The organism is Sphingomonas sp. BL2, from assembly GCF_056680015.1.
Genome location: NZ_CM155261.1, coordinates 2,557,643 through 2,581,316 on the forward strand (window position 1 = coordinate 2,557,643; position 23,674 = coordinate 2,581,316).

Sequence of the window (23,674 nt, forward strand, 5' to 3'; positions counted from 1 at the left end):
TAGGCGCGGCTGAATGTTCGATATCGCGCCCTCCGAGTTTCTGCTCGTGGCCTTCGTCGCGCTCGTCGTGATTGGTCCGAAGGATCTGCCCAAGGCAATGCGCGTGGTCGGCTATTGGGTCGGCAAGGCGCGTGGCGTCGCGCGGCAGTTTCGCTCGGGCTTCGATTCGATGGTCCGCGAGGCTGAACTCGAAGAAATGGAAAAGCGCTGGGCGTCGGAGAACGAACGCATCATGCGCGAGCATCCGCAGACGGGCACGGACTCGACGGCCGATACCACGCAGGTGGTGCACTCGCCGGAGACGGAGGAGCACCGTCGCGATTATCGGTCCGTCGATCATACCGACGAGCCGGTGATGGTCGAGAAACCCGTGGTGGCTGCTGCTTCGGAGCATGCTTCGCCGGTACCGGCGGAGCAGGAGCCTAAGCCATTGGCGGATCGCGGTCCGGACCTGTTCGACGGACCGCTGGATACGCCGGCCGCGACCGCGCCCCATCCCGACGACAAGACCGGCAAGTCCGACGTGGCGTCATCGTGAACGCAGCGCCCGCGACTACCCTTCATAACGCCGAAAGCCAGACATGAGCGAGATCGACGAAAGCCGGGCGCCGTTGCTCGACCATCTGATCGAGCTCCGGCGGCGGCTGCTCTACTGCATCGCCGCGCTGGTCGTGACGTTCGCGGTGGCGATGTATTTTGCCGAGAACATCTTCGGCTTCCTGGTTCACCCGCTGCTCGCTGCGGGTCAGAACAAGGTTATCTATACCGAGATTTTCGAAGCGTTTTTCGTCCAGATCAAGGTGGCGTTCTTCGCCGCGATGATGCTGTCATTCCCCGTGATCGCGAACCAGGTGTGGCAGTTCGTCGCGCCCGGCCTGTACAAGAAGGAACGCGGCGCGCTGCTGCCGTTTATCCTCGCCACGCCGGTCCTGTTCCTCACGGGCGCCGCGATGGCCTATTACGTCGCGATCCCTATGGCGCTGCACTTCCTGCTCGGCTTCGATGGGATGGTCGGCGGCATTCACCGCGAGGCGCTGCCGGCGATCGGCAACTACCTGTCGTTCACGATGCAGTTCCTGTTCGGCTTCGGCATCTCGTTCCTGTTGCCGGTCCTGCTGATGCTGTTGGAGCGGGCAGGGATCGTCACGCGCAAGCAACTGATCGGCGCGCGGCGCTATGCGATCGTCGCGGCGTTCGCGATTGCGGCGGTGCTGACGCCGCCGGATATCGGCTCGCAGCTGCTGCTCGCGATCCCGCTGGTGATTCTGTACGAACTGGCGCTGATCGGGATCTGGTTCACCGAGCGTAGCCGGGCGAAGGCCAAGGCGGTCGAGGGCGAGTCGACGGACATCGTCGAGAGCTGACGCCGATCCGAAGCTTACTACCCGTCAGAGCACATACGAAAACGGGGCTCGGTGCATGTGCTCCGGGCCCCGTTTCATTATCATAAGCGCAAAGGCTTACTTGGCGTTGTCCGCGGTCTTCGCAACGGTCTTGCCCGCCGACGCCACGTCCTTGCCTGCGCCCTCGACCGTGTTGCATGCCGACACCATCAAAGCGCTGGCTACAATCGCCAGTCCAACCAACTTACGCATGATACTTCCTCCTAGAAGGGCTTGAATGCCACGGGAGGGGGAATGTTCGGGGGCGCCATTCGTTCCGCCGCTGGAACCAACGCACGGTGGGGAAAGGCTATTTTTGGAATAAAGGCCCGGCAGCATCACCAGGGGGGGGAGGGTGTGCTACCGGGCCTGTGTTCTGGATAGCGAGAGCGGGGGGGCATAAAGTCGCTATCCGAAGTGTAGAACGGCAACGGCGATGGTCGGTTCCCGCTTTTCTTCGAATCTATTCAATTAAATGCGTCGTTTGATATGGATCAGCCGACGTTGCAGAAAAGGCTTAGTCGCGCCCGGTAATGGCGAAGGCGATCTCGTACGCGCCGACCAGTGGATCGTGGTGCAGAGGCGACCGCAACTGGCGCGACAGGCCTTCCATGACGCGACCATAGCGCGACAGGGCCTCTCGGAACGCATCGCTCTCGACCAACGCGCGCGAAACGACGCGGACAACCGCCCGGTCCGGTTTGTCGGCAAGCTTGTCGGCCGGCTTCACGACGATCCTGATCTGCGCCGCCGGATCGCAGCTCATCGCCAGTTCGATCGTCTCCGTCACCAGGAACGCCAGCGCGACCGCGACGTCCTGGTTGACCAGATACGGATCGATATCGAGCGTGATGCCCAGGCCGTGCGAGCGATCCGACGCGGTCGCGCGGATATTGGCGGAAAGCTCGCCGATCATCGTTCGCAGGTTCAACCCACGGTTTTCCTCGAGCTCAGCAAAGTGATTGCGGTGAACCACGGCCAGCGCATCGACGCGGCGCTGGATCGACGAGTAAGCTGCGGTGGCGTCGGGGCTGGGGGCGCTGCGGGCGTGAAAGTTGATCAGGCTGGAGATGACCTGAAGGTTGTTCTTCACGCGGTGGTGCACCTCGCGCGTAAGCTTGGTCTGGCGCACGAGCCCTTCGGCAAGGCCGGCCTCGTGCAGCGCAACCGTCCGGCTGATCGACTGGAAGGTTTCCCCCAGTTCGCGGATTTCCTGGGCGGGCAACGTGTGGACGGTGCCGAAGTCGAGTTCCTCGCCAGGCGTGAAGGCGGCGACCGCACCGCGCAGGCGGCGGAGCGGGCGGATCAGCAGGCGGTCGACCACGAACCACGCTATGCTCGCCGCGGCGATCCACATCAGCAGCGGCAACAGCATCGCCACGATCAGCGACGACGTCACCGGCGCACTGCGGATACTCGTCCGCAACGCGAGCCCGGCAACGCCCAGTTCGGTACGCATCGTCTCCATGCGATCGAGCGGTCGCTCGTCGGCAATCGTCTCGAGGTGAAGCGCGTCCTCGTCGAGCACGATCGCGCTGCTGAATGCGGACGCGCGCGTCGAGGGACGTCCGATCTTCTCGAGGAAGGCGCGCGGGAAGAAGGCGCGGGCGGACGTGTCGCCACTCGGTCCAGAAATCGCGAGGATCAGTCCGTTGTCGGGAACGATCGCTGCGGCGACGGGCATGTTGTCCTGCCGCACGGTTACCGGGTTGGGCAGCGGAACGCCGCACAGGACATGGCCGGCGCGGTCGGTGATGATGAAGCGCGTACCAGCCGACGATTGCTGTGCAAACACGCCTTGGGCACGGGCGCAACTCGGGGCATCGGCAGGATCGGTCCCGAGCGCGTTTACCGCAACCCGAAGCGCGGTCATGTCGCCGACGAGTTCGATCGCGATGGCGCGCGCGCTTTCGTCCGCCGTCACGCGCAACCGAGCTCGGGCCTCTGCGTCGGCCAACCGCGTCGTCTGCAACGTGGCGAACACGGCGATCAGGGCCAGCGGCAGGAGTGCAGCACTGATGATCAGGAAAAGCTTGGCGCCTGTCGGCATCCTGGCCATCGCCGATAGGAGGCGATTATTCTTCAGGGGTGCCGGCTCCGAGGATGTGGTGTCGGGGGCGAAGGCCGTGGGCTCGCGGCCCACCGTCAGTCCAGCTTGCCGAGGAGTTCGAGAAGGTCGTCCGGGATCGTCTCGTCCACGGTCTTCTGATACACCGAACGCAGCGCCGAACCCATTTGTTGGTCCTTATCAGGGACCTTGACGGGTTTCGTTGCAGGCACTGTCTTCTCCGTGTCGTGGCCCAAACTCAAAACTTCCCCCTGCACGACGCAAACCAATATGTGATGACGAGCAAAACTGCGCCCATGGGCACCGGACTACATACTCGCGAAAGATGTTCGTGAAACCAAATAGCATCTGGATGGTTCCACACCCGAGCGAAAAATACGCATCTCCGCTCGATCGCTGCCGATACCTGGCGGCGATGGCGTGGACACGGGGCATTTTCGACCGACACCATTGCAATGACGCGAGCCACCCGACACATGAGGGGCCGCGTAGGATCAGGGAGTATTCGTTACCCATGTCTCTTGGACAGCAACTTGCACCGCACCTTCCATTTTTGCGGCGCTACGGCCGGGCCCTGACCGGCAGCCAGATGCACGGCGACAAATATGTGCGCGCCACGCTCGAAGCGATCGTCGCCGCGCCCGAGGAATTCCCCCGCGACGTCGATCCCCGTCTCGGCCTGTACCGGATGTTCCAGGCGATCTGGAACTCGGCGAACTTCGACGAGGTTGGTGACGAGAGCGTCGGCGATGCCGAGGGCCACGAGGCCGTCGCCCGCGCTCGCCTCGCACGGATGACTCCGCTGTCGCGTCAGGCGCTGCTGCTGACCGCGATGGAAGGCTTCACGCCCGAGGACGCTGCGTATCTGATCGAGGTCGATACCAGCGAAGTCGACGATCTGGTCGCGGATGCCTTGTCCGAGATCGAAAACCAGACCCGCGCGAAAGTTCTCATCATCGAGGACGAGCCGATCATCGCGATGGATATCGAGACGATCGTCCGTGATCTCGGTCACGACGTCACCGGCGTTGCGGTCACGCGCGACGAAGCCGTTGCCCTGGCGATGGAAACGCGCCCCGGCCTCGTCCTCGCGGACATCCAGCTCGCCGACGACAGCTCGGGCATCGACGCGGTCAAGGACATCCTGGCCGAATTCGAGGTCCCGGTGATCTTTATCACCGCGTTCCCCGAGCGTCTGCTGACCGGCGAGCGTCCCGAGCCGACGTTCCTGATCACCAAGCCGTTCCAGCGGTCGACCGTGAAGGCCGCGATCAGCCAGGCATTGTTCTTCGACCAGGCGACCGTTCCGACCGCCTGAGGGCGGCAGTGCGTATCGGGTTCGTGACCGCAAGACGGTTACGGACCCAAAACGTTTTTCGCGAGTTTGGTGATTATGGCTGATCCGAACGAACCAATTCATATCGATACCGAGGATGCGCGGGCTGGTGCCACGCCGCACATGACCCGGTACATCCTGGCGATCTCCCTCGTCTTGGTCATTGTTATCTTTGGCTTTATAATCCTCCGCTGAGCTGGATTATGAGCAGGTCGCTGGTATTTCCTGCGACCTGTGCCTATGTCTGTCGTCCGCGTACGGCAGTGTTTTATCGGGATTGATCGGATTACCATGACCCAGCCTGCTTCGCCCGTGGACGACGAAATCGAGAACGTTGTCGAGCCGGTCGAGCATGTTTCCTTGTCGGATGCCGAGTTCAAGGTTCAGCTTGCCCAGGTGATCCCGCATTTGCGTGCGTTCGGTCGGTCGTTGTCGGGTAGCCGCGATCTTGCCGACGATTTGGTGCAGGAAACGCTCCTCAAGGCTTGGGCCGCGCGTCTTCGGTTCCAGGCTGGGACGAACATGCGAGCGTGGACGTTCATAATCCTCCGCAACTTGTATCTGTCACAAATGCGGCGTGCACGCTTCAAGGGCGAATGGGACGATCTGGTCGCAGACCGTATCCTCGCTGCGCCTGCGAGCCAGGATCGTCATGTCGAGCTCGGCGACATGCAGCGTGCGTTGATGCATCTGCCTCAGCCGCAGCGCGAGGCGCTGATCTTGGTTGGTGCGGGCGGCTTCGCTTATGAAGAGGCGGCTGAGATCTGCAGCGTTGCTGTGGGGACGATCAAGAGCCGCGTTGCGCGTGGTCGCGTGGCCCTCGAAACGATACTTACCGATGGTTCGCTGCCGTCGCGACGCGATCATGAGACGGACACGAGCAAGACGGCGCTTGATTCGATCATGGGCGACGTCGAAGAACTCAGCCGCGGTCGCTAAACCCGACTAAGGATGCCGCATCGCTCAGTTTAGGCGATGCGGCATCGCGTCCAGGCGGCGCAACATTATCATCATATCGTCGGGTACCGAGTGCGTGTCTTCGAACGCGCCACGTAGCGCGTGACCGATCACGTCGGTTGCGCGGGGGCGGCGCACAACCTGCTGGCCGTTCTCTTCGCGCCTGATCGTGAGGAATGCGTAAGTCATGTTCGCTACAACGGGCCATTAGCGTTTTCGTTGCTTTGTCGTGACACGCGTAGGCAGCGGATTATAGCGATGTCGCATGGCTTTAGTCTCACCTGAACTGGCGATAAACGCCGCGCTGGACCGCGCAAGACTTTGGTCCCCATTCTTGGCGATGGTCCTCAACCGTGAGCCGGACTTGGCGCGATCGCTGGCGGCTGGCAAGCTGGACCTCTCCTTGTCGAGTGCCGAAGCCGACATGCCGGTCGCGCGTCGCCTGCGGATCGAACGACGCGCGATGGCGCTCAACGTCGCGATCGGCGACCTAGCCGGCGTTCTCGACCTCACCGCGGTGACCGGCGCACTGACCCGCTTCGCCGACTATGCGCTCGACACCGCGATCCGCACCGCGATCGAGGAGCGGACCCCCGGCGCCGAACCACGCGGCTTCGTCGCGATCGCGCTCGGCAAGCAGGGCAGCAGCGAACTCAACTACTCGTCGGACATCGATCCGATCCTGTTGTTCGACCCGGTGACGCTGCCCCGACGTCCGCGCGAGGAACCGGAAGAGGCGGCGGTCCGGATTGGCAAGCGCGTCGTCGAACTGCTCCAGGCGCGCGACGGCGACGGTTACGTCCTGCGCGTCGACCTCCGCCTGCGGCCATCACCCGAGATCACGCCGATCGCGCTGCCGGTCGATGCGGCGATCGGCTATTACGAAGCACAGGCGCTGCCGTGGGAGCGCGCCGCCTTCATTCGCGCGCGCGCAGCGGCCGGGGACATGGCGCTGGGCCAGCGATTTCTCGAGGCGATCCGTCCGTTCGTGTGGCGTCGCGCGCTCGATTTCGGCGCGATCGGCGAGATCCGCGGCATCTCCGTCCGAATCCGCGATCATCATTCGCAAGGTCAGGCGTTCGGCCCCGGCTATGACCTGAAGCGTGGGCGCGGCGGCATCCGCGAAGCCGAGTTCTTCGCGCAGATCCACCAGATGATCCACGGCGGCCGCGATCCCGCCCTGCGTGCGCCCGCAACCCGCGATGCGCTATCCCGCCTGGCCGAAGCAGGTTGGATCGGCACAGACGAATCGACTGCGTTGATCGAGGGCTACACGCTGCTCCGAACGATCGAGCACCGCGTCCAGATGATCGACGATCGCCAGACGCACGCCTTGCCGACCGGAGACGCGCTAGACCGCGTGGCGAAACTGCACGGGCTGGACGATTCGGGCGCGTTGTTGGCACTGCTCGAACCGCGCGTCACGGCGACCGGCCGAATATACGACGCGCTCGACGATACCGTCCGCCCCGCGTTCTCGCATGACGCCGTGACGCTGGAAACCGATCTGGCCGCGGCAGGATTCGACGAGCCCGAATCGGCACGTCGGCGGATCGAGGCGTGGCGGGGTGGCGCCTATCCCGCACTGCGCAGTCCGGCGGCGCGCGACGCACTGGAGGCGGTGTTGCCGACGCTGGTTCCTGCGTTGGCGACTGCTCCTGTCCCACAGGCGGCGCTGCTCCGATTGGACGCATTGCTCGAACGCCTGCCGAGCGCGATCAACATCTTCCGCTTGTTGGAGGCGCGACCGGGCTTGGCGACGTTGCTCGCCGCGATCCTCAGCCATGCGCCCACGCTCGCGGACGATCTCGGGCGTCGCCCCGATCTGCTCGACGGACTGATCGATGCGACCGCGTTCGAGCCGGTCGGCGACGTCGCGGTGCTCGAAGCGATCATGTGCGCGGGCGAGGCAGGTGGCGACTATCAGTCCCGGCTCGATCACGTCCGCCGCGTAGTCGGCGAGCTGCGGTTCGCGCTCGGGGCGCAGATCGTCGCCGGCGTGTCCGATCCGCTAGACGTCGCAGCAGGCTATGCGCGCGTCGCGGAGGCGGCGATCGGCGTCCTCGCCTGTGCGACGATTGATGAGTTCGCCAAGGTCCATGGCCGCGTGCCGGACAGCGAACTCGTCGTGCTGGCGCTAGGTCGAATGGGTGGCGCGATGCTAACCCACGCATCCGATCTCGATCTCATCTATCTGTTTACGGGCGATTTTGCCGCAGAGTCCGACGGCCCGAAGCCGCTCGGCGCAACGCTCTATTACAATCGTCTCGCACAGAGGCTGACCGGCGCTCTGTCGGTCGCGACCGCCGCGGGCCCGCTGTACCAGATCGACACCCGGTTGCGGCCATCAGGCGGGCAGGGGCCACTGGTCGTCACGCTGGACAGCTTCGCCCGTTACCAGCGCGAGGATGCCTGGACCTGGGAGCACATGGCGCTCACCCGCGCTCGCCCGGTGTTCGGATCGACCGACGCTCGGGATGCAGTGGCGGCGATCGTCCGCGACGTGCTCGAAGGCGATCGACCGGCGCGCGACGTGATCGCCGACGCGCGGACGATGCGCAGCGACATGGCCGCGCACAAACCGCCCAAGGGCGCACTCGACGCCAAGCTTCTACCCGGTGGCCTCGTCGATCTCGAATTCGCGACCCACGTCGTCCAGCTCGTGAACAGGGCCGGCTTCGATCCCAATCTAGGCGGCGCGATCGATGCATTGATCCGGGAAGGGCTGGTCCCGCCGTCGCTCCGCCCGGCGCACGACGTCCTCACGCGCCTGCTCGTGACGCTGCGCCTCGTCGCGCCCGATGCCGCGCCGCCGGGGCATGCCACGGAGGACCTCATCGCACGCGCGATCGGGGTGGCGGACTGGGCGGCGGTGATTGCCACGCTCGAATCAACGCGGCAGGAGGTGCGCCGGTTTTGGGCGCAGGTGACGGGAGAGCAGGATGGATGAAGGTTCGAAGATCCCCGACATATCGGTGACGATCGATGACGCCGTGGTTTCGCTCGCGAGCCTCGGCGCGCCGCTGGTGGTGTATTTCTACCCGAAAGACGACACGGCCGGTTGCACCACCGAAGCGAAGGACTTCTCCACACTGTCCGGCGCGTTCTCAGCAGCGGGCGTGACCATCGTTGGCGTCTCGAAGGACAGTGTCGCATCGCACGCAAAATTCACTGCGAAACATGGACTTGCGGTCCGGCTTGCCAGCGATGTCGAAGGTATCGCATGCGAGGCTTTCGGCGTGTGGATCGAGAAGGCGATGTACGGTCGTAAATATATGGGGATCGAGCGCGCGACGTTCCTGTTCGGCTCCGATGGGACGCTGGCGAAGGCGTGGCGCAAGGTCCGCGTGGCGGGCCATGCCGAAGCAGTTCTGGTCGCCGCCAAGGCGCTCTGAACAGCCCGCAGTAACGTTCGGAGATTCGCCGACATTTAACGTCCGATGTCGTCGTGGACTTCCTGTTCCCTCGCAATCGTCCCAATTTGCATCAACTCGCCGCAGCAACCTGCCGCTCCGCCGCTCCGACCGCGCGGAGCTATTGCCCGGAACAGCGGTATCCGGCCTAACCCAGAGTGTCTGGTGCGCGGAGGGGCTGCGAGTCAGGACAGAGTTTCGGAGCCGTCCGCCTTGAAGCGAACGGCCCTGCATTTTTGTGTCGGGGACCAATGGTCGAATTTACCGCAGCAGCCATCGTGACGCGCCTCAAGGCCGTGTCGACGGCGTCCAAGTCGTTCACGTTCCGCCGGTTGGCGATTGCCGCAACCGTGATGGGGATGACCACGGTCGGCGCGACCGCCGAGGCCCAGGTCGTAGCTTCGAAAATAGCGCGCCACGTCGCGGCAACCGGTGGTCCGATGATCGCCGCGAACACCGAGGAAGCCACCGCCGATCTCCGCGCCGACGCGCAGTTCCGCACGCTGTTCCAGACCTGGAAGAAGCTTGACGCGACTCAGCAGGGCGTGATCGCGATCCCGTCGGTTCAGCCGGTTCACTCGCTCTCGTTCACCAGCAATTTCGGCATTCGCTCCGATCCGTTCCGCGGCACCGCGGCGATGCATGCTGGCGTCGATATTCCCGGCCCGGTCGGCACGCCGATCTACGCCACCGCAGACGGCATCATCGCGCACGCTGGTCGCCAGGGCGGCTACGGTAACATGGTCGAGATCAGCCACGGCAAGGGCATCGCGACGCGCTACGGCCATCTCTCGAAGATCCTGGTCGGCGACAACGCCCGCGTCGTTCGCGGCCAGCTGATCGCACTGATGGGCTCGACCGGCCGCTCGACCGGTTCGCATCTCCATTACGAAGTCCGCATCGACGGCCATGCGGTCAACCCGGTACCGTTTCTGACCACCGCGGATTACCTCCTCGCCGCGCAGGACCGCTCGGTAAACGCGATCCCGGTTTCGACGAGCGGCCCCGCCGCGCAGGACTGATCAACCCCAAGGTTGCCGCGGATAGCGCAACCTCCTATCTCCAGCGCATGGCAACGCTGGTCCAAGACATCATCCTCACCCCCTCCGCTGCGGCGCGCGTCGCGGCGATCGCCGTCAAGCAGGGGAAGCCGGCGATCCTGCGTCTCTCGGTCGACGGCGGCGGCTGTTCCGGATTCCAGTACAAGTTCGGGTTCGCCGATTCGGTCGAATCCGACGACGTGATCGCCGAGCATGACGGCGTGAAGCTGGTCGTCGACAGCGTCAGCATCGATCTCGTCCGCGGGTGCGCGGTCGATTACGTCGAGTCGCTCGCCGGCGCCGCGTTCAAGGTCGAGAACCCCAATGCCGCATCGGGTTGCGGCTGCGGCTCCAGCTTCTCGGTCTGACGATTCCATGAAAATCGTCACGTACAACGTCAACGGCATCAAGGCACGGTTGCCGCGGCTGATCGAGTATCTCACCGAAGACCAGCCCGACATCGTCTGCCTCCAGGAACTGAAGTCGAGTGACGACACCTTCCCGATCGCCGACATCGAGGCCGCCGGCTACGGCGCGGTCTGGCACGGCCAGAAAGCCTGGAACGGCGTCGCGATCCTCGCGAAGAGCGGCACGCCCGTCGTGCGCCAGCGCGGACTCGAAGGCGAACCCGAGGACGAGCACAGCCGCTATATCGAGGCGGAGATAAACGGCCTGATCGTCGCCGCGCTCTATTTGCCCAACGGCAACCCGCAGCCCGGCCCGAAGTTCGACTACAAGCTCCGCTGGATGGACCGCCTCGCGGCTCGCGCGCGCGTCCTGCTCGCAGAGGAAAAGCCGACGATTCTCGCCGGTGATTACAACGTCATCGCCAACGACGACGACACCTTCTCGGTCCGCGCGATGCAGGACGATGCGTTGATGCAACCGGAAAGCCGCGAGCATTACCGCGCGCTCGTCGCACAGGGCTGGACCGACGCGCTGCGTACGCAATTCCCCAAGGGCGGCGTCTGGACGTTCTGGGATTACCAGGCCGGTGCCTGGCAACGCGACGCCGGCTTCCGGATCGACCATTTGCTGCTCAGCCCGCAGGCCGCCGACCGGATGATCGACGCGGGCGTCGACAAGGCCTATCGCGGGCGCGAAAAGGCGAGCGATCACGCACCGACCTGGGTTCGCCTGCGATGAGGCGCCTGCTTCTCGGTATCGCGTTGGCGAGCCTGTCCGGCGCTGCGATGGCGCAGGACCGAGAATATTGCTCCGATCGTCCTGGCATCGATACGCCGGCCTGCACGATCGCGCCCGGGAAAATCTCGGTCGAGACGTCGATCGCGGACTGGACGCGCGACGACCAGCCAGGGTCGCGCGAGGATAATATCCTGTTCGGCGATACGCTCGTCCGCGTCGGCGTCAGCGACTCGATCGAGGCGCGGATCGGCTGGACGCCGCTCGGTCACGACCGGATGCGCGATTCGACCGGCGTCGATACGGTGAACGGTGTCGGCGACGTGTCGCTCGGGATGAAGGCGAACCTCCACAATCCCGACGGCGCCGGCCTGTCGGTATCGGTGCTGCCGTTCGTGACGCTGCCGGTCGGCCGCTCGTCGATCGGCGCCGGCGATTGGGGCGCAGGTTTCCTCGTCCCCGTCACGTACGAGATCTCCGACACGGTCTCGCTCGACCTGACGCCGGAGATCGATGCCGCGGTCGATCAGGACGGCAATGGCCGGCATCTCGCGTACAGTTCGACCGCTGGCCTGGCGGTGAAACTCGACAAGGCCTTCACGCTGACCGGCGAGATGCAGGCGCTCCGCGACGACGATCCGCAGGAGCATGAGACGCAGGCGGTCGCGGCGCTGTCGCTGGCATGGATGGCGAACGACGATCTCCAGTTCGATATATTCGGCGCAGCGGGGTTGAACGCGAACACCCCGGATGCGCGGCTGTATGCTGGCATATCCCGGCGCTTCTAGATGCTGGCCGGCCTGCTCCTGCTCCAGGCGGTAGCCGGGCCGCCGCTTCCACCTGAATTGCGCAAGCGGCCTGTTCGGTCGACGATGCCGTGTCCGGTCCAGACCGATCCCGATGGCGAGATCGTCGTCTGTGCGCGTTCGACCGACCAGAGGCTGGCGACTCTAGCCGAGCCGGTCCAGCCGCCGCGGGGTGACCCGCTGTCGTTCCGGCTGCCGGGTGGCGGCAAGGGGAACGTCCACGCGATCCGAACCGAATTGCCGGGCGCGATCGGGCAGGGGGCCGCGGTGACGCTTAAAATGCCCTTCGGTAAGGGGAAGTGGGAGTAGCGGCACGATGCCTTCCGTCATCCTGACGAAGAAGGGGCGCGCGTTACAGCACCCGCTCGTACACCTGGTACACCTTGTTCACCCTGCTTTCGATCGTCTCCGCGATCGACCGCATCCCCTGGTTGTCGTCCAGGATCCAGCCGATCTCCGCGCGCTGCGCACCGTAATTCTCGACCGACGCGCGGCGGATATATTCGATCATCATGAAGGCCAGCTGGCTCGCCATCCGCGACGCCTGCAACTCCTTCACTACCCCCATCAGCGGCACGCGCACCGTCCGCACCTTGGGTTTGCGCAACCACCACAACAGCTTTGCCCAGCCGAACGGCAACAGGCTCCCGTTCAGCGGCTTGATCGCCTCGTTCAGGTCGGGGAGCGTGATCATGAACGCGACCGGCTTGCCATCCAGCTCGGCAATCCGGATCAGATCGTTGAACACGATCGGCTTCAGCTTCACGCCGACGTCCTTGATCTCGGGCGGGGTCAGCGGCACGAACCCCCAATTGTCGCGCCACGCGTCGTTGAGGATCGACAGGATGATCGCCGCCTCCTCCTCGAACTTGGTCTTGTCGACGTTGCGGACGCTGATCCGCGGGTTCTTCTCACCCGACTTGATGATGCGCTGAACGATCGGCGGGAACTGCTTGGTGACGTCGACCTCATAGGTCATCAGCTGCTTGATCGGGCGGTACTGCGCCCATTCGATCCAGCCGCGATATTCGCGCTTGGCATGGCCCATCATGATCGTCGGCGGATGGTCGTATCCGTCGATCAGCAGGCCCGGTTCCTCCCAGATCGACATGCTGATCGGCCCCAGCGCGCGCGTCATGCCCTGCTCGCGCAGCCATGTCTCGGCGCGCTCCAGCAGCGCCTGGAACACGTCCTGCCGCTCCGCTTCCATCAAGCCCCATTGGCCGACGCCGGGCCCGAACCCCTGCTCGGGCGGCATCGTCAGCGCGAGCGTATCGATGTGCGCCGAGATGCGCCCGACCACGCGGCCGTCCTCCTCGGCCAGGAACAACTGCGCCTTGGCATGGCTGAACCAGCCGTTCTTCTCGGGCGTGATCAGTCCCAGCGCTTCCGACTTCAACGGCGGCACCCAATTGGGATCGTCGGCATAGAGACGAAACGGCAGATCGATGAAGATCTTGCGGTCCTTCTTGGTCTCGACCGGTCGAATGATGAGCTTGGCCATGTCGTGTTCCCGAATACGCAGTTGCGCGTGTCTACCCAGCGAAGCGAATAAAGGCGAGTGACACCTGCGTCATCGCAGGACCCTGTCAGAGTGATCGGGTTTCCTCCGGCACGGCGGCACCCGCGCGGCCTGTAAATGCCACGGTACCGCCACTATCTTCGGGCAATGGATATGCCCATGGACACATCGCTCAGCCTCGCTCGCGGCACGGCCGCTCCAGCTTCCAGTCCCGCGGGTTCGCCCCGTGTCGGAGGGATGGAGCGCGTTGCCGACGACAAGGCGATGCTGCGTGCAGCTGCCGACCTGACGCGCGATCTGGTGAAGCCGCGCCCGGCGATCTACTGGGCCGACCTGATCTCTTCGATGGTGCTGGGCTACGGTGCACTGGTAGTGGCAGCCACCTCGACGTCGACGCCGGTGGTGATCGTCGCCGGCATAATGGCGATGCTGGGTCTCTATCGCGGCCTGAGCTTCATCCACGAAGTCAGCCACATGAAGCACGCCTCCGTGCCGAACTTCCGGCTCGGCTGGAACGTACTGGTCGGCGTTCCGCTGTTGACCCCGTCGTTCATGTACGAGGGCGTCCACAACCTCCATCACGCCAAGACCCGCTACGGCACGGTCGAGGATCCTGAATATCTGCCGCTCGCGCTAATGAAGCCGTGGACGCTGCCGCTGTTCATCGTCGTATCGGCGCTCGCACCGATCGCGCTGCTGATCCGGTTCGCGATCCTGTCGCCGATCTCGCTGCTGTCGCCCAAACTGCGGACGATGATCGTCGAGCGCTATTCGGCACTTGCGATCAACCCGCAGTTCCGCCGTCGCGCGCCCGAAGGCGAGGCGAAGGTATATTGGGATCGGCTCGAGATGGCCGCGAGCCTGTGGGCGATCACGCTGATCGCGATCACCGTGACCGGCGTGCTGCCGTTGCGTGCGTTCGTGACCATCTTCGCGGTAGCCTCGGCATTCGCGGTGCTCAACCAGGTCCGCACGCTGGTCGCGCATCTCTGGGAAAATGACGGCGAGCCGATGACGGTCACCGCGCAGTATCTCGACACGGTCAACGTCCCGCCGCCGGCGTTGCTGCCCGCGCTGTGGGCACCGGTTGGTCTGCGCTACCACGCACTGCATCACCTGTTGCCGGGTCTACCCTACCACGCACTCGGCGAGGCTCACCGGCGGATCACCGCCGAACTCGACGCGCTCTCGCCGTATCACAAGGCGAGCTATCCTGGTCTGCCCGGTCTGGTGAGCAAGATCGCGCGCAGCACGATGGTTCGCCGCTGATATCCCGATCGGGCCGGTCGTTCGCGACTGGCCCAATCATCCTGTTATTTTGCGGCGTCGAACTGCTTCAGCGCCGTGACGGCGTTGCGCCCGACCTCGCTCGTCGGTGCCAGTCTCGCAGCGGTTCCCCACGCTTCGCGCGCCGCCGCTTCGTCGCCGGACCGCGCGGCGATGTTGCCCGCCTCCAACTGCACCGATGCATCGTCCGCCGAGCGCTTCAGGGCCTGCGCGATATCTGACTTGGCGCGCGGCAAATTGTCCATCCGCCGCGCGAGCGTCGCCGACAACAGCCACGCCAGTGGATCGTCGCCGGCGGTCGTCAGCGCGAGATCGAGATCGCTGCGCGCCGCATCCAGCTCACCTGCGGCGACCAGCGCCCGCGCATGGTCGAGCTGTGCCTCACCCAGCGGCAGGCCTATCATAGACCCCGCCGCCAAGGCCGAATCCAGCGCAACGCGCGCCTTGGCAGGCTGTCCGGATGCAAGCCAGGCATTGCCGGCCTGCGCCCAATAGTTCGCGGACCGCGTATCCTTGGCGAGCTCAGCCTCCCGCGCCGCCTCCTCGAACTCGCCGGCCGCGGACGGCCAGTTCTTTTCGGCGGCGAAAGCGAGGCCTGCACACTGCCGCGCAAAATATCGCCCCCCACCGATCCGCCAGCGACCCGCCTCGGCGCGTGCGGCGGCGGGATCGCTCTGCGTCAGTGCGACGCACCGGGCGAACCGATCGCCCTGCGCATCGACGGGACCGGTGGTGGCGGGACCGGTGGTGGCACTGGGGGCGGCGGCCTGCGCAGCAGCAAGCAAGACTATCAGGATCATAAGGCGGCGATCACATCCTCGACCGCCCGGATGATGAGGGAAATGTCGCTGTCACGCGACAGGCGGTGGTCCCCGTCCTTGACCAGCCACGTCTGCACGTCGGCTGAACGCAACAGCTCGGCGAGTCGCGCGGTACGGTGCCACGGCACGTCCGGATCGCGCTGCCCCTGGACCAGTCGGACCGGACCATCGAACGCGATCTCGCCGAACATCAGCCGGTTGGCCTCACCCGACGACCAGAAGGGGCGCGTATAGACCGTCGGCTCGGGGCCATAGGGGTTCTTGCGCTCGATCCGGCCGTTGCTGAGCAGCGCCATCTTCTCGTCGGTGGTAAAGCCCCAGTCGGTGAAGTCGGGCGCCGGCGCGATGCCGACCAGCCCCTTCACCAGATCGGGCCGCATCTTCGCCGCCAGCAGCATCAGCCAACCGCCCATCGACGATCCGACGAAGATCGCCGAGTCCTCCACCAGCGCATCGATCATCGCCAGCACGTCGTCGCGCCAGTCGACCAGGGTCTGGTCCTCGAACGCGCCTTCGCTCTGCCCGCAGCCACCATAGTCGAACCGCAGGAACGCGCGCCCCTCGGACTTCGCCCACGCCTCCAGCGTTACCGCCTTGGTCCCCATCATGTCGGACGCATAGCCCGACAGGAACACGATCGTCGGTCCCGTCACGCCCTCGGCTGCGGGCGTATGATGATAGGCGAGGCGAGGGCGCTCCTTGGCGGGCGGCGTCGGTGCAGGCGGCGTGGCGGTATCGGTCATGCCGACACCTTAGCCGCCCCTCAGTCGCGGAGAAAGGCGTCCAGTGCAGCCTGGAACGCGGCAGGCTGATCCAGCATCACGAAATGCGCCGCATCGCCGATATCGACGAAGGTCACGTGCGGTGCCGTCGCGTAGGCCTTCCGATAGAGCGCATCGGCGACTGGCTTGGTCGGCCCCGCCGCGTTCCAAGGATAGACCAGCGTAATTTGCGCTGCGATCGACGCCATGTCGGGACGCAAGTCGGTGGTCAAATCTTCGTACATCGCCTGCGCCGAGACCCGCGCATCCGCCTTCGCTGCCCAATCGGCCACGGTCGTGCGTGAGTCCGGCTTCAGTGCCATGCGCGCGGCAAGCGCCTCGTTCGCCGCCGGGTTCGCCGGCTTCCCGTACGCCGCGGCCATCCCGGCGCGCATCGCGCTGGCCTGCGGTTCGAGCGCCGCCACCGTCGCGCCGGGTGCGAAGATCTCGCCGATATACGGCAGCGAATCGACGATCATCAACTTGCCGACGTCCTCCGGATGCGCCTTCGCCAGCATCAGCGCGACCAGCCCGCCCATCGAATGCCCGACGATCGCCGGCTTGCCGAGTTTCGACTGGGCGATCAGCGTGTGCAGATCGGCGACGATCCCATCGAGGATGCCGGGCGACAGGTTCGCGCGAGGATCGTCGCCGCCGAAGCCGTTGACCTGTACGACATACACCCGGTGCGACTTTGCTAGGGTTGGCACGACGCCCGCCCACACCGCGCGAGGCGACGACAGCCCCGGAACGAGGATCACCGGTGTCCCCTTGCCGATGGTTTGCACCGAGATATGCGGCATCTGCGTCTCGGTCGCACCGACCTTAGGCGCGGCGGCGGTCGCAACCTGCGCGTGGCTGACACCGGGATGCAGGACGATCATCAGCGTCACGGCGGTAGCGGCGAGACGGGCTTTGAGATGCGAAATCATGTCATGACTCCTTCGACGGGCTCGTGAAAATCTCTTCGATTCTGAGCTCGAACAGCTCGGCGATCTTGAACGCGAGCGGCAGCGACGGATCATAGCGCCCCGTCTCGATCGCGTTGACGCTCTGCCGCGACACTTCGAGACGGTCGGCGAGGTCGCCTTGGCTCCAGTCCCGCTCGGCGCGCAGCACCTTGAGGCGGTTCTTCATGCCTCGCGCGGCTTGGTCAGCGCGTTCATGCAACTTCCAAACCCGAGCCCTGCGAACCACAGCACCGCGACGTAATAGGACTCGATATGGCCGACGAGATCGAATGCCTCGAGAAATCCCCAGATCGTCGCGATACTCAGCGCGAAGCCGCTTGCGTACAGCGTCTGGCGGATCGTCAGCATACGAACGTATTCGTCGGTTTCTTCCACCAAATACCGACCGATCGCGCCGAACACACCGATGATCGGCAGCGCCGGTAGGATCGCTGCGAAATACGCCGGCGGCCCGTTCAGGAGATGACGACTGAAACCGTAGACGACGATCATGAGGATCGCTGCGTAGGCAAGCATCAACACGATGACGCGTCGATTGTAGCGACGAATCGCCGGACCCTTGGTCATGGAAAGCACCCTTTCGAATCAGTAAAGGGAGCTTGTCACTATGGCTAAGCTGTGTCAACCGAGCTTTACACTAAGAGGGGTTCGCTTGTCATAACGCATCGCTGCCAGACGCGAGCGAACGCGTCCTGGGTGTGACTTTATCCTAACCTTTGGAAACCGGCGGGCTTCCGAAGCATCGTCAGATGATGAATTCGACCGTCTTCATCTGCGTCTGGTCGGCCGCGACCGCGCCGCGCTTCAGCACCATCTGGCGGTGCAGTTCGGCGACCGTGTCGCTCCCCCGCGTCTTGCACAGCGCCGGCACGAACGCATGGACCAGCGCGCCGAGGCCGCCCTTGATCATCGTCACGCCGAAGCGTCCGGCGACGCCGAAATGCTCGACATAGCTCTCCCCGACGGTGGCAGGGTGGTCGAGGAACAGGCGGCGGAACATAGGCGGTCTCCTGCTTGCTCTGTATCAGGTAGCGGCCAAGGCGTCGACCATTCCCGCCGCCAGCACGCTCAGCGTGTCGTCGCGCGCGCCCATCACCACGATCCGGTCGCCCGGCCGCGCCTCCGCGACCAGCGCCGCTGCGGCCACTGCGCGGTCCGCGACATGCCGCGCGTCCCGCCGCCCTTCGACGATCTGCCCGACGATGTCCGCGCTGGTGACCTCCCGCGCGACCGTCCCGCCGTAATAGGCGGGGTCTGGCAGGACGAGCACGTCGTCCTCCGCCATCCGGTCGACGAACGTCGCGACCAGCTCGCGCCCCATGACCTTCAACGGCCCATAGCCATGCGGCTGGAAGAACAGGAGCAGCCGCCCTGGAAACGCATGAAGCGTATCGAGCGTGGCGGCGATCTTGTCCGGGTTGTGCCCGAAATCGTCGATTACGGCGACCCCGCCGGCCTCTCCCACGAGGTCGAAGCGACGACGCAGCCCCGTGAACCCGGCAATCGCCTTCACCGCATCGGCCAACGACACGTCCGCCGCCATCGCCGCACCGATCGCAGCCAGCGCATTCGACACGTTATGCCGCCCGGGCACGGCCAGTTTCACCGGCGTCCGCACGCCGCGCGAGACGATGTCGAAGCGGATCGCGAACGGCTCCGGCTTAAGATTCTCGGCACGTAGATCCGCCGACGCATCAATCGCAAAGGTGGTGATCTGACCCCGCGGCAGGCGAGAGGCGAGTGCCGCCGCATCGGGATCGTTCGCGTTCACCACCGCCGTCTCGGCCTTCGCGATGAAGTCCCCGAACAGGACGCGCAGTTCCTCCAACGACTTGTGGTCGAGGCTGACATTGTTCAGCACCGCGATCTTCGGCGCATAGCCGGCGATCGACCCGTCGCTCTCATCCACTTCGCTGACGAAAGCCTCACCCTCTCCGACCAGCGCGCTGGCGAACGGGGCGTCAGCCGTGGCAAAGTTCTTCATCACCGCGCCGTTCATCACTGTCGGATCGCGCCCGACGGCGTGCAGGATCCAGCCGATCATGCCGGTCACGGTCGACTTGCCGCTCGTGCCCGCGACACCGATCGGCAGGCGGCTGTCGTTGAACAGCGACGCCAGCATTGCCGCACGGGTCGAGCGGGTGCAGCCGAGCGCGTCGGCCGCAATCATGTCCGGCACGGTCGGCTCGATCGCCGCCGAGGCAATGACGACCTGGTCGGCCGAGACGATGCCGCTGCCGTCCTGCGGGAACAGCGCGACGCCCTTCGCCGCGAGGTCGTCGAACTTCGCAGGCACGCGGCCCTGGTCGAGGTTGCGATCCGAGCCCGCGACGGTCGCGCCGCGGCCCGCTAGGATCATCGCGAGCGGCATCATGCCGCTGCCGCCGATGCCGACGAAGAAACAGGGTTTGCTGATATCCATCGGCCCGCGATATGGGCGGTTTGGTAACGGGGCAAGGTCGGGAACACGAACAATGCGCATCGGTGTCCTCGCCGCGTCGAGCCGGACCAATCCCGCGGCGATCGCCAAGATCACCGCCTACGCGGCGACCGCATTCCCGGAGGTCGAACTCGTCTTCCACCCGCAATGCCTGGAGACCGACGGCCACTTCGCCGGTTCCGATTTCCACAGGGCGGCGGCATTCCTCGAATACGCCAACGATCCGGCGTTCGATGCGATCTGGTTCCTGCGTGGTGGCTATGGCTCCAACCGCATCCTGGCGATGGTCATGCCCGAACTCGGCCGCGCCGCACGCCACAAGACGTACCTCGGCTATTCCGACGTCGGCTTCCTGCTCGGCGCGCTCTATGCCCGGCGGATCGGGCGCCCGGTGCACGGGCCGATGGTCAGCGACATCAACCGGCATGACGGCGAGGCAACCGTCGCGCGCTCGCTCGGCTGGATGGGGCGCGGTGATAGGGCGGGTCTGGAGCCGGGACTGAACGGGCAACCGTCCGCCGCGTTCAACCTCAGCATCATCACCTCGCTGATCGGTACGCCCTGGCTGCCCGACCTGACCGATCACGTCCTGATCGTCGAGGAGGTGTCCGAACCGATGTACGCGATCGACCGCATGCTCTTCAAAGTCGCCAACGCCACGCAGTTGAAGGGCATCGCCGGACTGCGCCTCGGCGCCGTGACTGCGGTCCAGGATAATGATCCGCCCTGGGGCGAGACGCTCGATTACATGATGGTGCGGTGGAGCCGCGACATGGGCGTGCCGTATCTCGGCCGCGCGGAGGTCGGCCACACACAGGCAAACCACGTCGTCCCGTTCGGGGTAGCGTGACGTTCGACGCCGTCTTGCCTATATAGGGTAGGCGACGGCATAAGCCGCGCCTCTTCCAACACCAGAAAGTCCTCCATGTCCGCCATGTTCCGAATCACGCTGCCCGACGGTTCCGTCCGCGAGGTTGCGCCCGGGACTACCCCCGCGGATGTCGCCGCCGCGATCGGGCCGGGCCTCGCCAAGGCCGCGCTCGCCGCGCGGATCGACGGGCAGGTGCGCGATCTCAACCGGCCGTTCGAGGGCGACACCGCACTCGCGCTGGTGACCGCGCGCGACGAGGCCGACGCGCTCGAACTCGTCCGCCACGATCTCGCGCACGTCATGGCCGAAGCGGTGCAGCACCTGTTCCCCGGAACGCAGATCACTTTCGGCCCAGCCACCGACGATGGCTTCTATTACGACTTCGCGCCGAAGGACCGCCCGTTCACCGAGGAGGACCTGCCTGCGATCGAAGCCGAGATGCGTGCGATCATCGCCCGGAACGAGCCGTTCCTGCGCGAGGTCTGGTCACGCCAGCAGTTGATCGATCGCTGGACGCAGCAGGGTGAGAGCTTCAAGGCCGAATGGGCCGCCGAACTCCCCGAGGGCGAGGAACTGACGATCTACCGCCAGGGCGAGTGGCTCGACATGTGCCGCGGGCCGCACATGGCCTCGACCGGTAAGCTCGATCCTGCCGCTTTCAAGCTGACGCGCGTCAGCGGTGCGTATTGGCGTGGCGACCAGAAGAACGCGATGCTGTCACGCATCTACGGCACCGGCTGGCTCAACAAGAAGCAGCTCGACCAGCATCTCTTCCGCCTCGAGGAAGCCGCCAAGCGCGATCATCGCAAGATCGGTGCGGAGATGGATCTGTTCCACCTCCAGTCCGAAGCGCAGGGCTCGGTGTTCTGGCATCCCAAGGGCTTCGTGCTCTGGCGCCAGATGGAGGCGTATATGCGCCGCCGTCTTGATGCTGCCGACTATGCCGAGGTCAAGACCCCGCAGCTGATGGACGCCAAGCAGTGGGAGCAGTCGGGCCACTGGGGCAAGTACCGCGAGAACATGTTCGTCGTGCCCGACGAGATCCCGAACGTCGAGGATGAGGGTGCCGTGCTGTCGGGCGAGGGCGACCTGATGGCGCTCAAGCCGATGAACTGCCCCGCGCACGTCCTGATCTTCAAGCAGGGGATCAAGTCGTACCGCGATCTGCCGATCCGGATGGCCGAGTTCGGCTGCTGCCACCGCAACGAGCCGCACGGTGCGCTGCACGGCATCATGCGCGTCCGCCAGTTCACGCAGGACGACGCGCATATCTTCGTTCGCGAGGACCAGCTGGTCGAGGAAGTGCGCAAGTTCTGCGAGCTGCTCGACAGCGTCTACAAGGACCTCGGTTTCGACAATTACGCGGTAAAGCTCGCGTTGCGCCCCGAGAAGCGGTTCGGCGAAGATTCGATGTGGGACAAGGCCGAGGCGGAACTGCGCGAGGCAGTGATGCAGTCGGGCCTGAGCGACACGATCAAGGCGAACTTCGAGGAACTGCCGGGTGAGGGCGCGTTCTATGCTCCGAAGCTCGAATTCCACCTGACCGACGCGATCGGCCGGACGTGGCAGGTCGGCACGATCCAGTCGGACCGCGTGCTGCCCGAGCGACTCGATGCGTCGTACGTGGGCGCGGACGGCGAACGGCATCGCCCGGTCATGCTCCACCGCGCGATTCTCGGTACGTTCGAGCGCTTCATCGGCATCCTGATCGAGCATCATGCCGGCCGCTTCCCGCTTTGGCTCGCGCCGGTGCAGGCGGTCGTCGCGACGATCGTGTCGGATGCCGACGACTATGCGCTTGAGGTTGCGGCCAAGCTGAAGGCTGCCGGGATCCGCGTCGAGACCGATCTCCGCAACGAGAAGATCAACTACAAGGTGCGCGAGCATTCGCTGGCGAAGGTGCCGAACCTGCTGGTCGTTGGCAAGCGCGAGGCCGAGGAGGGCAAGGTCGCACTCCGCACGCTCGGCAGCCAGGCCCAGACCATCCTGACGCTCGACGAAGCGATCGCGCGTCTTGCGGACGAGGCACGCGCACCCGATATGTGACGTAGCCAATTGATCTTGGGAGGGCCGGCTTTCCGAGCGCGGGTTTCTGCGCTATAAGCCGGCCCAAATATTGTCAGAAACTTCAGGAGCAAACCCCATACGTCCTCCCACGATGCGCCGGCCGATGCAGACGCCCGCAATGAACGGCCCGCGATTCAACGAATTCATCCAGAGCCAGAAGGTCCGCGTGATCGATCACGAGGGCGAGAATCTGGGCGTGATGTACACGCGCGAAGCGATCGAGCAGGCAGCCGAGCACGGCCTCGACCTGGTCGAAGTGTCGCCTAACGCCGATCCGCCCGTCGCAAAGTTCCTCGATGTCGGCAAGTTCAAGTACGAGGCGCAGAAGAAGGCGAACCTCGCACGCAAGTCGCAGAAGACGCAGGAGATCAAGGAGATCAAGATGCGTCCGAACATCGACGACCATGACTACGACACGAAGATGAAGAAGGTGAACGACTTCATCGGTGAGGGCGACAAGGTCAAGATCACGCTGCGTTTCCGCGGTCGTGAGTTGAGCCACGGCCAGCTCGGCATGAACCTGTTGAAGCGCGTTCAGGACGACGTCGCGGAGATCGCCAAGATCGAGGCGTATCCCCGCATGGAAGGTCGCCAGATGCTGATGGTGCTCGCACCGAAGTAACGGCCGAGTAGCCTAAGGCTGCCATTTTGTGAGTTTGAAGGCTGGTCGGTCCCGAGGGATCGGCCGGCCTTTTTTGCGTATGGCATGTTTGCGGCGCGCCCTCACACATTCAAGTCCGCCGTCTCTTACGATCCAGCAGCTTGGTGACGGCAACGACATGGGTATCG

Annotated in this window: 26 protein-coding genes and 1 pseudogene; 15 read left to right on the forward strand and 12 right to left on the reverse strand. The window is 64.8% G+C overall.

All coding sequences use genetic code 11. The annotated features are described in order from the left end of the window. Positions 1-13: 13 nt before the first annotated feature. Entirely contained in the window at positions 14-538 is a 525-nt protein-coding gene (gene tatB / locus AC1ME3_RS11945; protein ID WP_480953331.1) for a Sec-independent protein translocase protein TatB, read from the forward strand. Between the two features lie 43 nt (positions 539-581). Then, positions 582-1,364 carry a twin-arginine translocase subunit TatC gene (gene tatC / locus AC1ME3_RS11950; protein WP_107953731.1) on the forward strand — a complete coding sequence of 261 codons (783 nt, stop codon included), beginning with the start codon at positions 582-584 and terminating at the stop codon, positions 1,362-1,364. 96 nt (positions 1,365-1,460) lie between these two features. Here the strand turns inward: tatC and AC1ME3_RS11955 are convergent, their stop codons facing one another. The 3 genes from AC1ME3_RS11955 to AC1ME3_RS11965 all read right to left on the reverse strand — a co-directional run bounded on the left by AC1ME3_RS11955 (position 1,461) and on the right by AC1ME3_RS11965 (position 3,617). Beyond that, the gene (locus AC1ME3_RS11955; protein ID WP_056055798.1) at positions 1,461-1,595 is read right to left on the reverse strand and encodes an entericidin A/B family lipoprotein; all 135 of its coding nucleotides are present in this window, start codon (positions 1,593-1,595) and stop codon (positions 1,461-1,463) included. Between the two features lie 304 nt (positions 1,596-1,899). Beyond that, on the reverse strand, positions 1,900-3,432 hold the full coding sequence (locus tag AC1ME3_RS11960) for a sensor histidine kinase (RefSeq protein WP_480953332.1): 1,533 nt from the start codon (positions 3,430-3,432) through the stop codon (positions 1,900-1,902). A 95-nt stretch (positions 3,433-3,527) separates the two neighbouring features. Beyond that, complete coding sequence (locus AC1ME3_RS11965; protein WP_162236688.1) at positions 3,528-3,617, reverse strand: NepR family anti-sigma factor; 90 nt, start codon at positions 3,615-3,617, stop codon at positions 3,528-3,530. Positions 3,618-3,964: 347 nt separating this feature from the next. Between AC1ME3_RS11965 and AC1ME3_RS11970 the strand changes: the two genes are divergently transcribed. Further along, positions 3,965-4,768, forward strand: coding sequence for a response regulator (locus tag AC1ME3_RS11970; RefSeq protein ID WP_353464037.1), 804 nt, complete (start codon positions 3,965-3,967; stop codon positions 4,766-4,768). 309 nt (positions 4,769-5,077) lie between these two features. Continuing rightward, on the forward strand, positions 5,078-5,725 hold the full coding sequence (locus tag AC1ME3_RS11975) for a sigma-70 family RNA polymerase sigma factor (protein ID WP_056489136.1): 648 nt from the start codon (positions 5,078-5,080) through the stop codon (positions 5,723-5,725). A 24-nt stretch (positions 5,726-5,749) separates the two neighbouring features. Here the strand turns inward: AC1ME3_RS11975 and AC1ME3_RS11980 are convergent, their stop codons facing one another. Then, entirely contained in the window at positions 5,750-5,932 is a 183-nt protein-coding gene (locus AC1ME3_RS11980; protein WP_480953333.1) for a hypothetical protein, read from the reverse strand. A gap of 151 nt (positions 5,933-6,083) precedes the next feature. On the opposite strand from AC1ME3_RS11980, the gene AC1ME3_RS11985 reads away from it, so the two are divergent. The 7 genes and pseudogenes from AC1ME3_RS11985 to AC1ME3_RS12015 all read left to right on the forward strand — a co-directional run bounded on the left by AC1ME3_RS11985 (position 6,084) and on the right by AC1ME3_RS12015 (position 12,454). Next, the gene (locus AC1ME3_RS11985; RefSeq protein ID WP_480953334.1) at positions 6,084-8,693 is read left to right on the forward strand and encodes a bifunctional [glutamine synthetase] adenylyltransferase/[glutamine synthetase]-adenylyl-L-tyrosine phosphorylase; all 2,610 of its coding nucleotides are present in this window, start codon (positions 6,084-6,086) and stop codon (positions 8,691-8,693) included. Continuing rightward, positions 8,686-9,138 (forward strand): peroxiredoxin, encoded by a 453-nt coding sequence (locus AC1ME3_RS11990; RefSeq protein ID WP_480953335.1) that lies wholly within the window; start codon positions 8,686-8,688, stop codon positions 9,136-9,138. Before AC1ME3_RS11985 ends, AC1ME3_RS11990 begins: the two co-directional genes overlap by 8 nt. A gap of 443 nt (positions 9,139-9,581) precedes the next feature. Further along, positions 9,582-10,178 (forward strand): annotated as a pseudogene (locus tag AC1ME3_RS11995) (M23 family metallopeptidase); the annotation flags it as partial. A 47-nt stretch (positions 10,179-10,225) separates the two neighbouring features. Beyond that, positions 10,226-10,564 (forward strand): iron-sulfur cluster insertion protein ErpA, encoded by a 339-nt coding sequence (erpA, locus tag AC1ME3_RS12000; protein WP_056057508.1) that lies wholly within the window; start codon positions 10,226-10,228, stop codon positions 10,562-10,564. 7 nt (positions 10,565-10,571) lie between these two features. Continuing rightward, complete coding sequence (xth, locus tag AC1ME3_RS12005; RefSeq protein WP_480953336.1) at positions 10,572-11,342, forward strand: exodeoxyribonuclease III; 771 nt, start codon at positions 10,572-10,574, stop codon at positions 11,340-11,342. Continuing rightward, entirely contained in the window at positions 11,339-12,127 is a 789-nt protein-coding gene (locus tag AC1ME3_RS12010; protein WP_480953337.1) for a transporter, read from the forward strand. The genes xth and AC1ME3_RS12010 overlap by 4 nt, the downstream gene beginning before the upstream one ends. Further along, complete coding sequence (locus AC1ME3_RS12015) at positions 12,128-12,454, forward strand: hypothetical protein (RefSeq protein WP_480953338.1); 327 nt, start codon at positions 12,128-12,130, stop codon at positions 12,452-12,454. 43 nt (positions 12,455-12,497) lie between these two features. On the opposite strand, the gene AC1ME3_RS12020 is transcribed toward AC1ME3_RS12015, so the two are convergent. After that, complete coding sequence (locus tag AC1ME3_RS12020) at positions 12,498-13,649, reverse strand: N-acetyltransferase (RefSeq protein WP_480953339.1); 1,152 nt, start codon at positions 13,647-13,649, stop codon at positions 12,498-12,500. A 177-nt stretch (positions 13,650-13,826) separates the two neighbouring features. Between AC1ME3_RS12020 and AC1ME3_RS12025 the strand changes: the two genes are divergently transcribed. Further along, on the forward strand, positions 13,827-14,936 hold the full coding sequence (locus AC1ME3_RS12025) for a fatty acid desaturase family protein (protein ID WP_480953340.1): 1,110 nt from the start codon (positions 13,827-13,829) through the stop codon (positions 14,934-14,936). 44 nt (positions 14,937-14,980) lie between these two features. Here AC1ME3_RS12025 and AC1ME3_RS12030 read toward each other — a convergent pair whose 3' ends face one another. The 7 genes from AC1ME3_RS12030 to AC1ME3_RS12060 form a co-directional block, all read right to left on the reverse strand. Further along, positions 14,981-15,754, reverse strand: coding sequence for a tetratricopeptide repeat protein (locus AC1ME3_RS12030; protein ID WP_480953341.1), 774 nt, complete (start codon positions 15,752-15,754; stop codon positions 14,981-14,983). Further along, a complete protein-coding gene (locus AC1ME3_RS12035) occupies positions 15,751-16,518 on the reverse strand; it encodes an alpha/beta hydrolase family protein (RefSeq protein ID WP_480953342.1) in 768 nt (255 codons plus the stop codon). The genes AC1ME3_RS12030 and AC1ME3_RS12035 overlap by 4 nt, the downstream gene beginning before the upstream one ends. Before the next feature lie 20 nt (positions 16,519-16,538). Continuing rightward, positions 16,539-17,468 carry an alpha/beta fold hydrolase gene (locus AC1ME3_RS12040; protein WP_480953343.1) on the reverse strand — a complete coding sequence of 310 codons (930 nt, stop codon included), beginning with the start codon at positions 17,466-17,468 and terminating at the stop codon, positions 16,539-16,541. A gap of 1 nt (position 17,469) precedes the next feature. Continuing rightward, entirely contained in the window at positions 17,470-17,673 is a 204-nt protein-coding gene (locus AC1ME3_RS12045; protein ID WP_480953344.1) for a helix-turn-helix transcriptional regulator, read from the reverse strand. Continuing rightward, positions 17,670-18,074, reverse strand: a complete 405-nt coding sequence (locus tag AC1ME3_RS12050) for a hypothetical protein (protein ID WP_480953345.1) — start codon at positions 18,072-18,074, stop codon at positions 17,670-17,672. Before AC1ME3_RS12050 ends, AC1ME3_RS12045 begins: the two co-directional genes overlap by 4 nt. A 178-nt stretch (positions 18,075-18,252) precedes the next feature. After that, complete coding sequence (locus AC1ME3_RS12055) at positions 18,253-18,507, reverse strand: DUF6356 family protein (protein ID WP_107953758.1); 255 nt, start codon at positions 18,505-18,507, stop codon at positions 18,253-18,255. Between the two features lie 24 nt (positions 18,508-18,531). Beyond that, positions 18,532-19,929, reverse strand: a complete 1,398-nt coding sequence (locus AC1ME3_RS12060) for a UDP-N-acetylmuramate--L-alanine ligase (protein WP_480953346.1) — start codon at positions 19,927-19,929, stop codon at positions 18,532-18,534. A 52-nt stretch (positions 19,930-19,981) separates the two neighbouring features. Here AC1ME3_RS12060 and AC1ME3_RS12065 point away from each other — a divergent pair, with 52 nt between their 5' ends. From AC1ME3_RS12065 to infC, 3 genes are all read left to right on the forward strand, one after another. Then, complete coding sequence (locus AC1ME3_RS12065) at positions 19,982-20,797, forward strand: LD-carboxypeptidase (RefSeq protein WP_480953347.1); 816 nt, start codon at positions 19,982-19,984, stop codon at positions 20,795-20,797. Positions 20,798-20,872: 75 nt separating this feature from the next. Further along, entirely contained in the window at positions 20,873-22,864 is a 1,992-nt protein-coding gene (gene thrS, locus AC1ME3_RS12070; RefSeq protein WP_480953348.1) for a threonine--tRNA ligase, read from the forward strand. A gap of 112 nt (positions 22,865-22,976) precedes the next feature. Further along, complete coding sequence (gene infC / locus AC1ME3_RS12075) at positions 22,977-23,507, forward strand: translation initiation factor IF-3 (RefSeq protein WP_031396176.1); 531 nt, start codon at positions 22,977-22,979, stop codon at positions 23,505-23,507. The last annotated feature ends 167 nt before the right edge of the window (positions 23,508-23,674 follow it).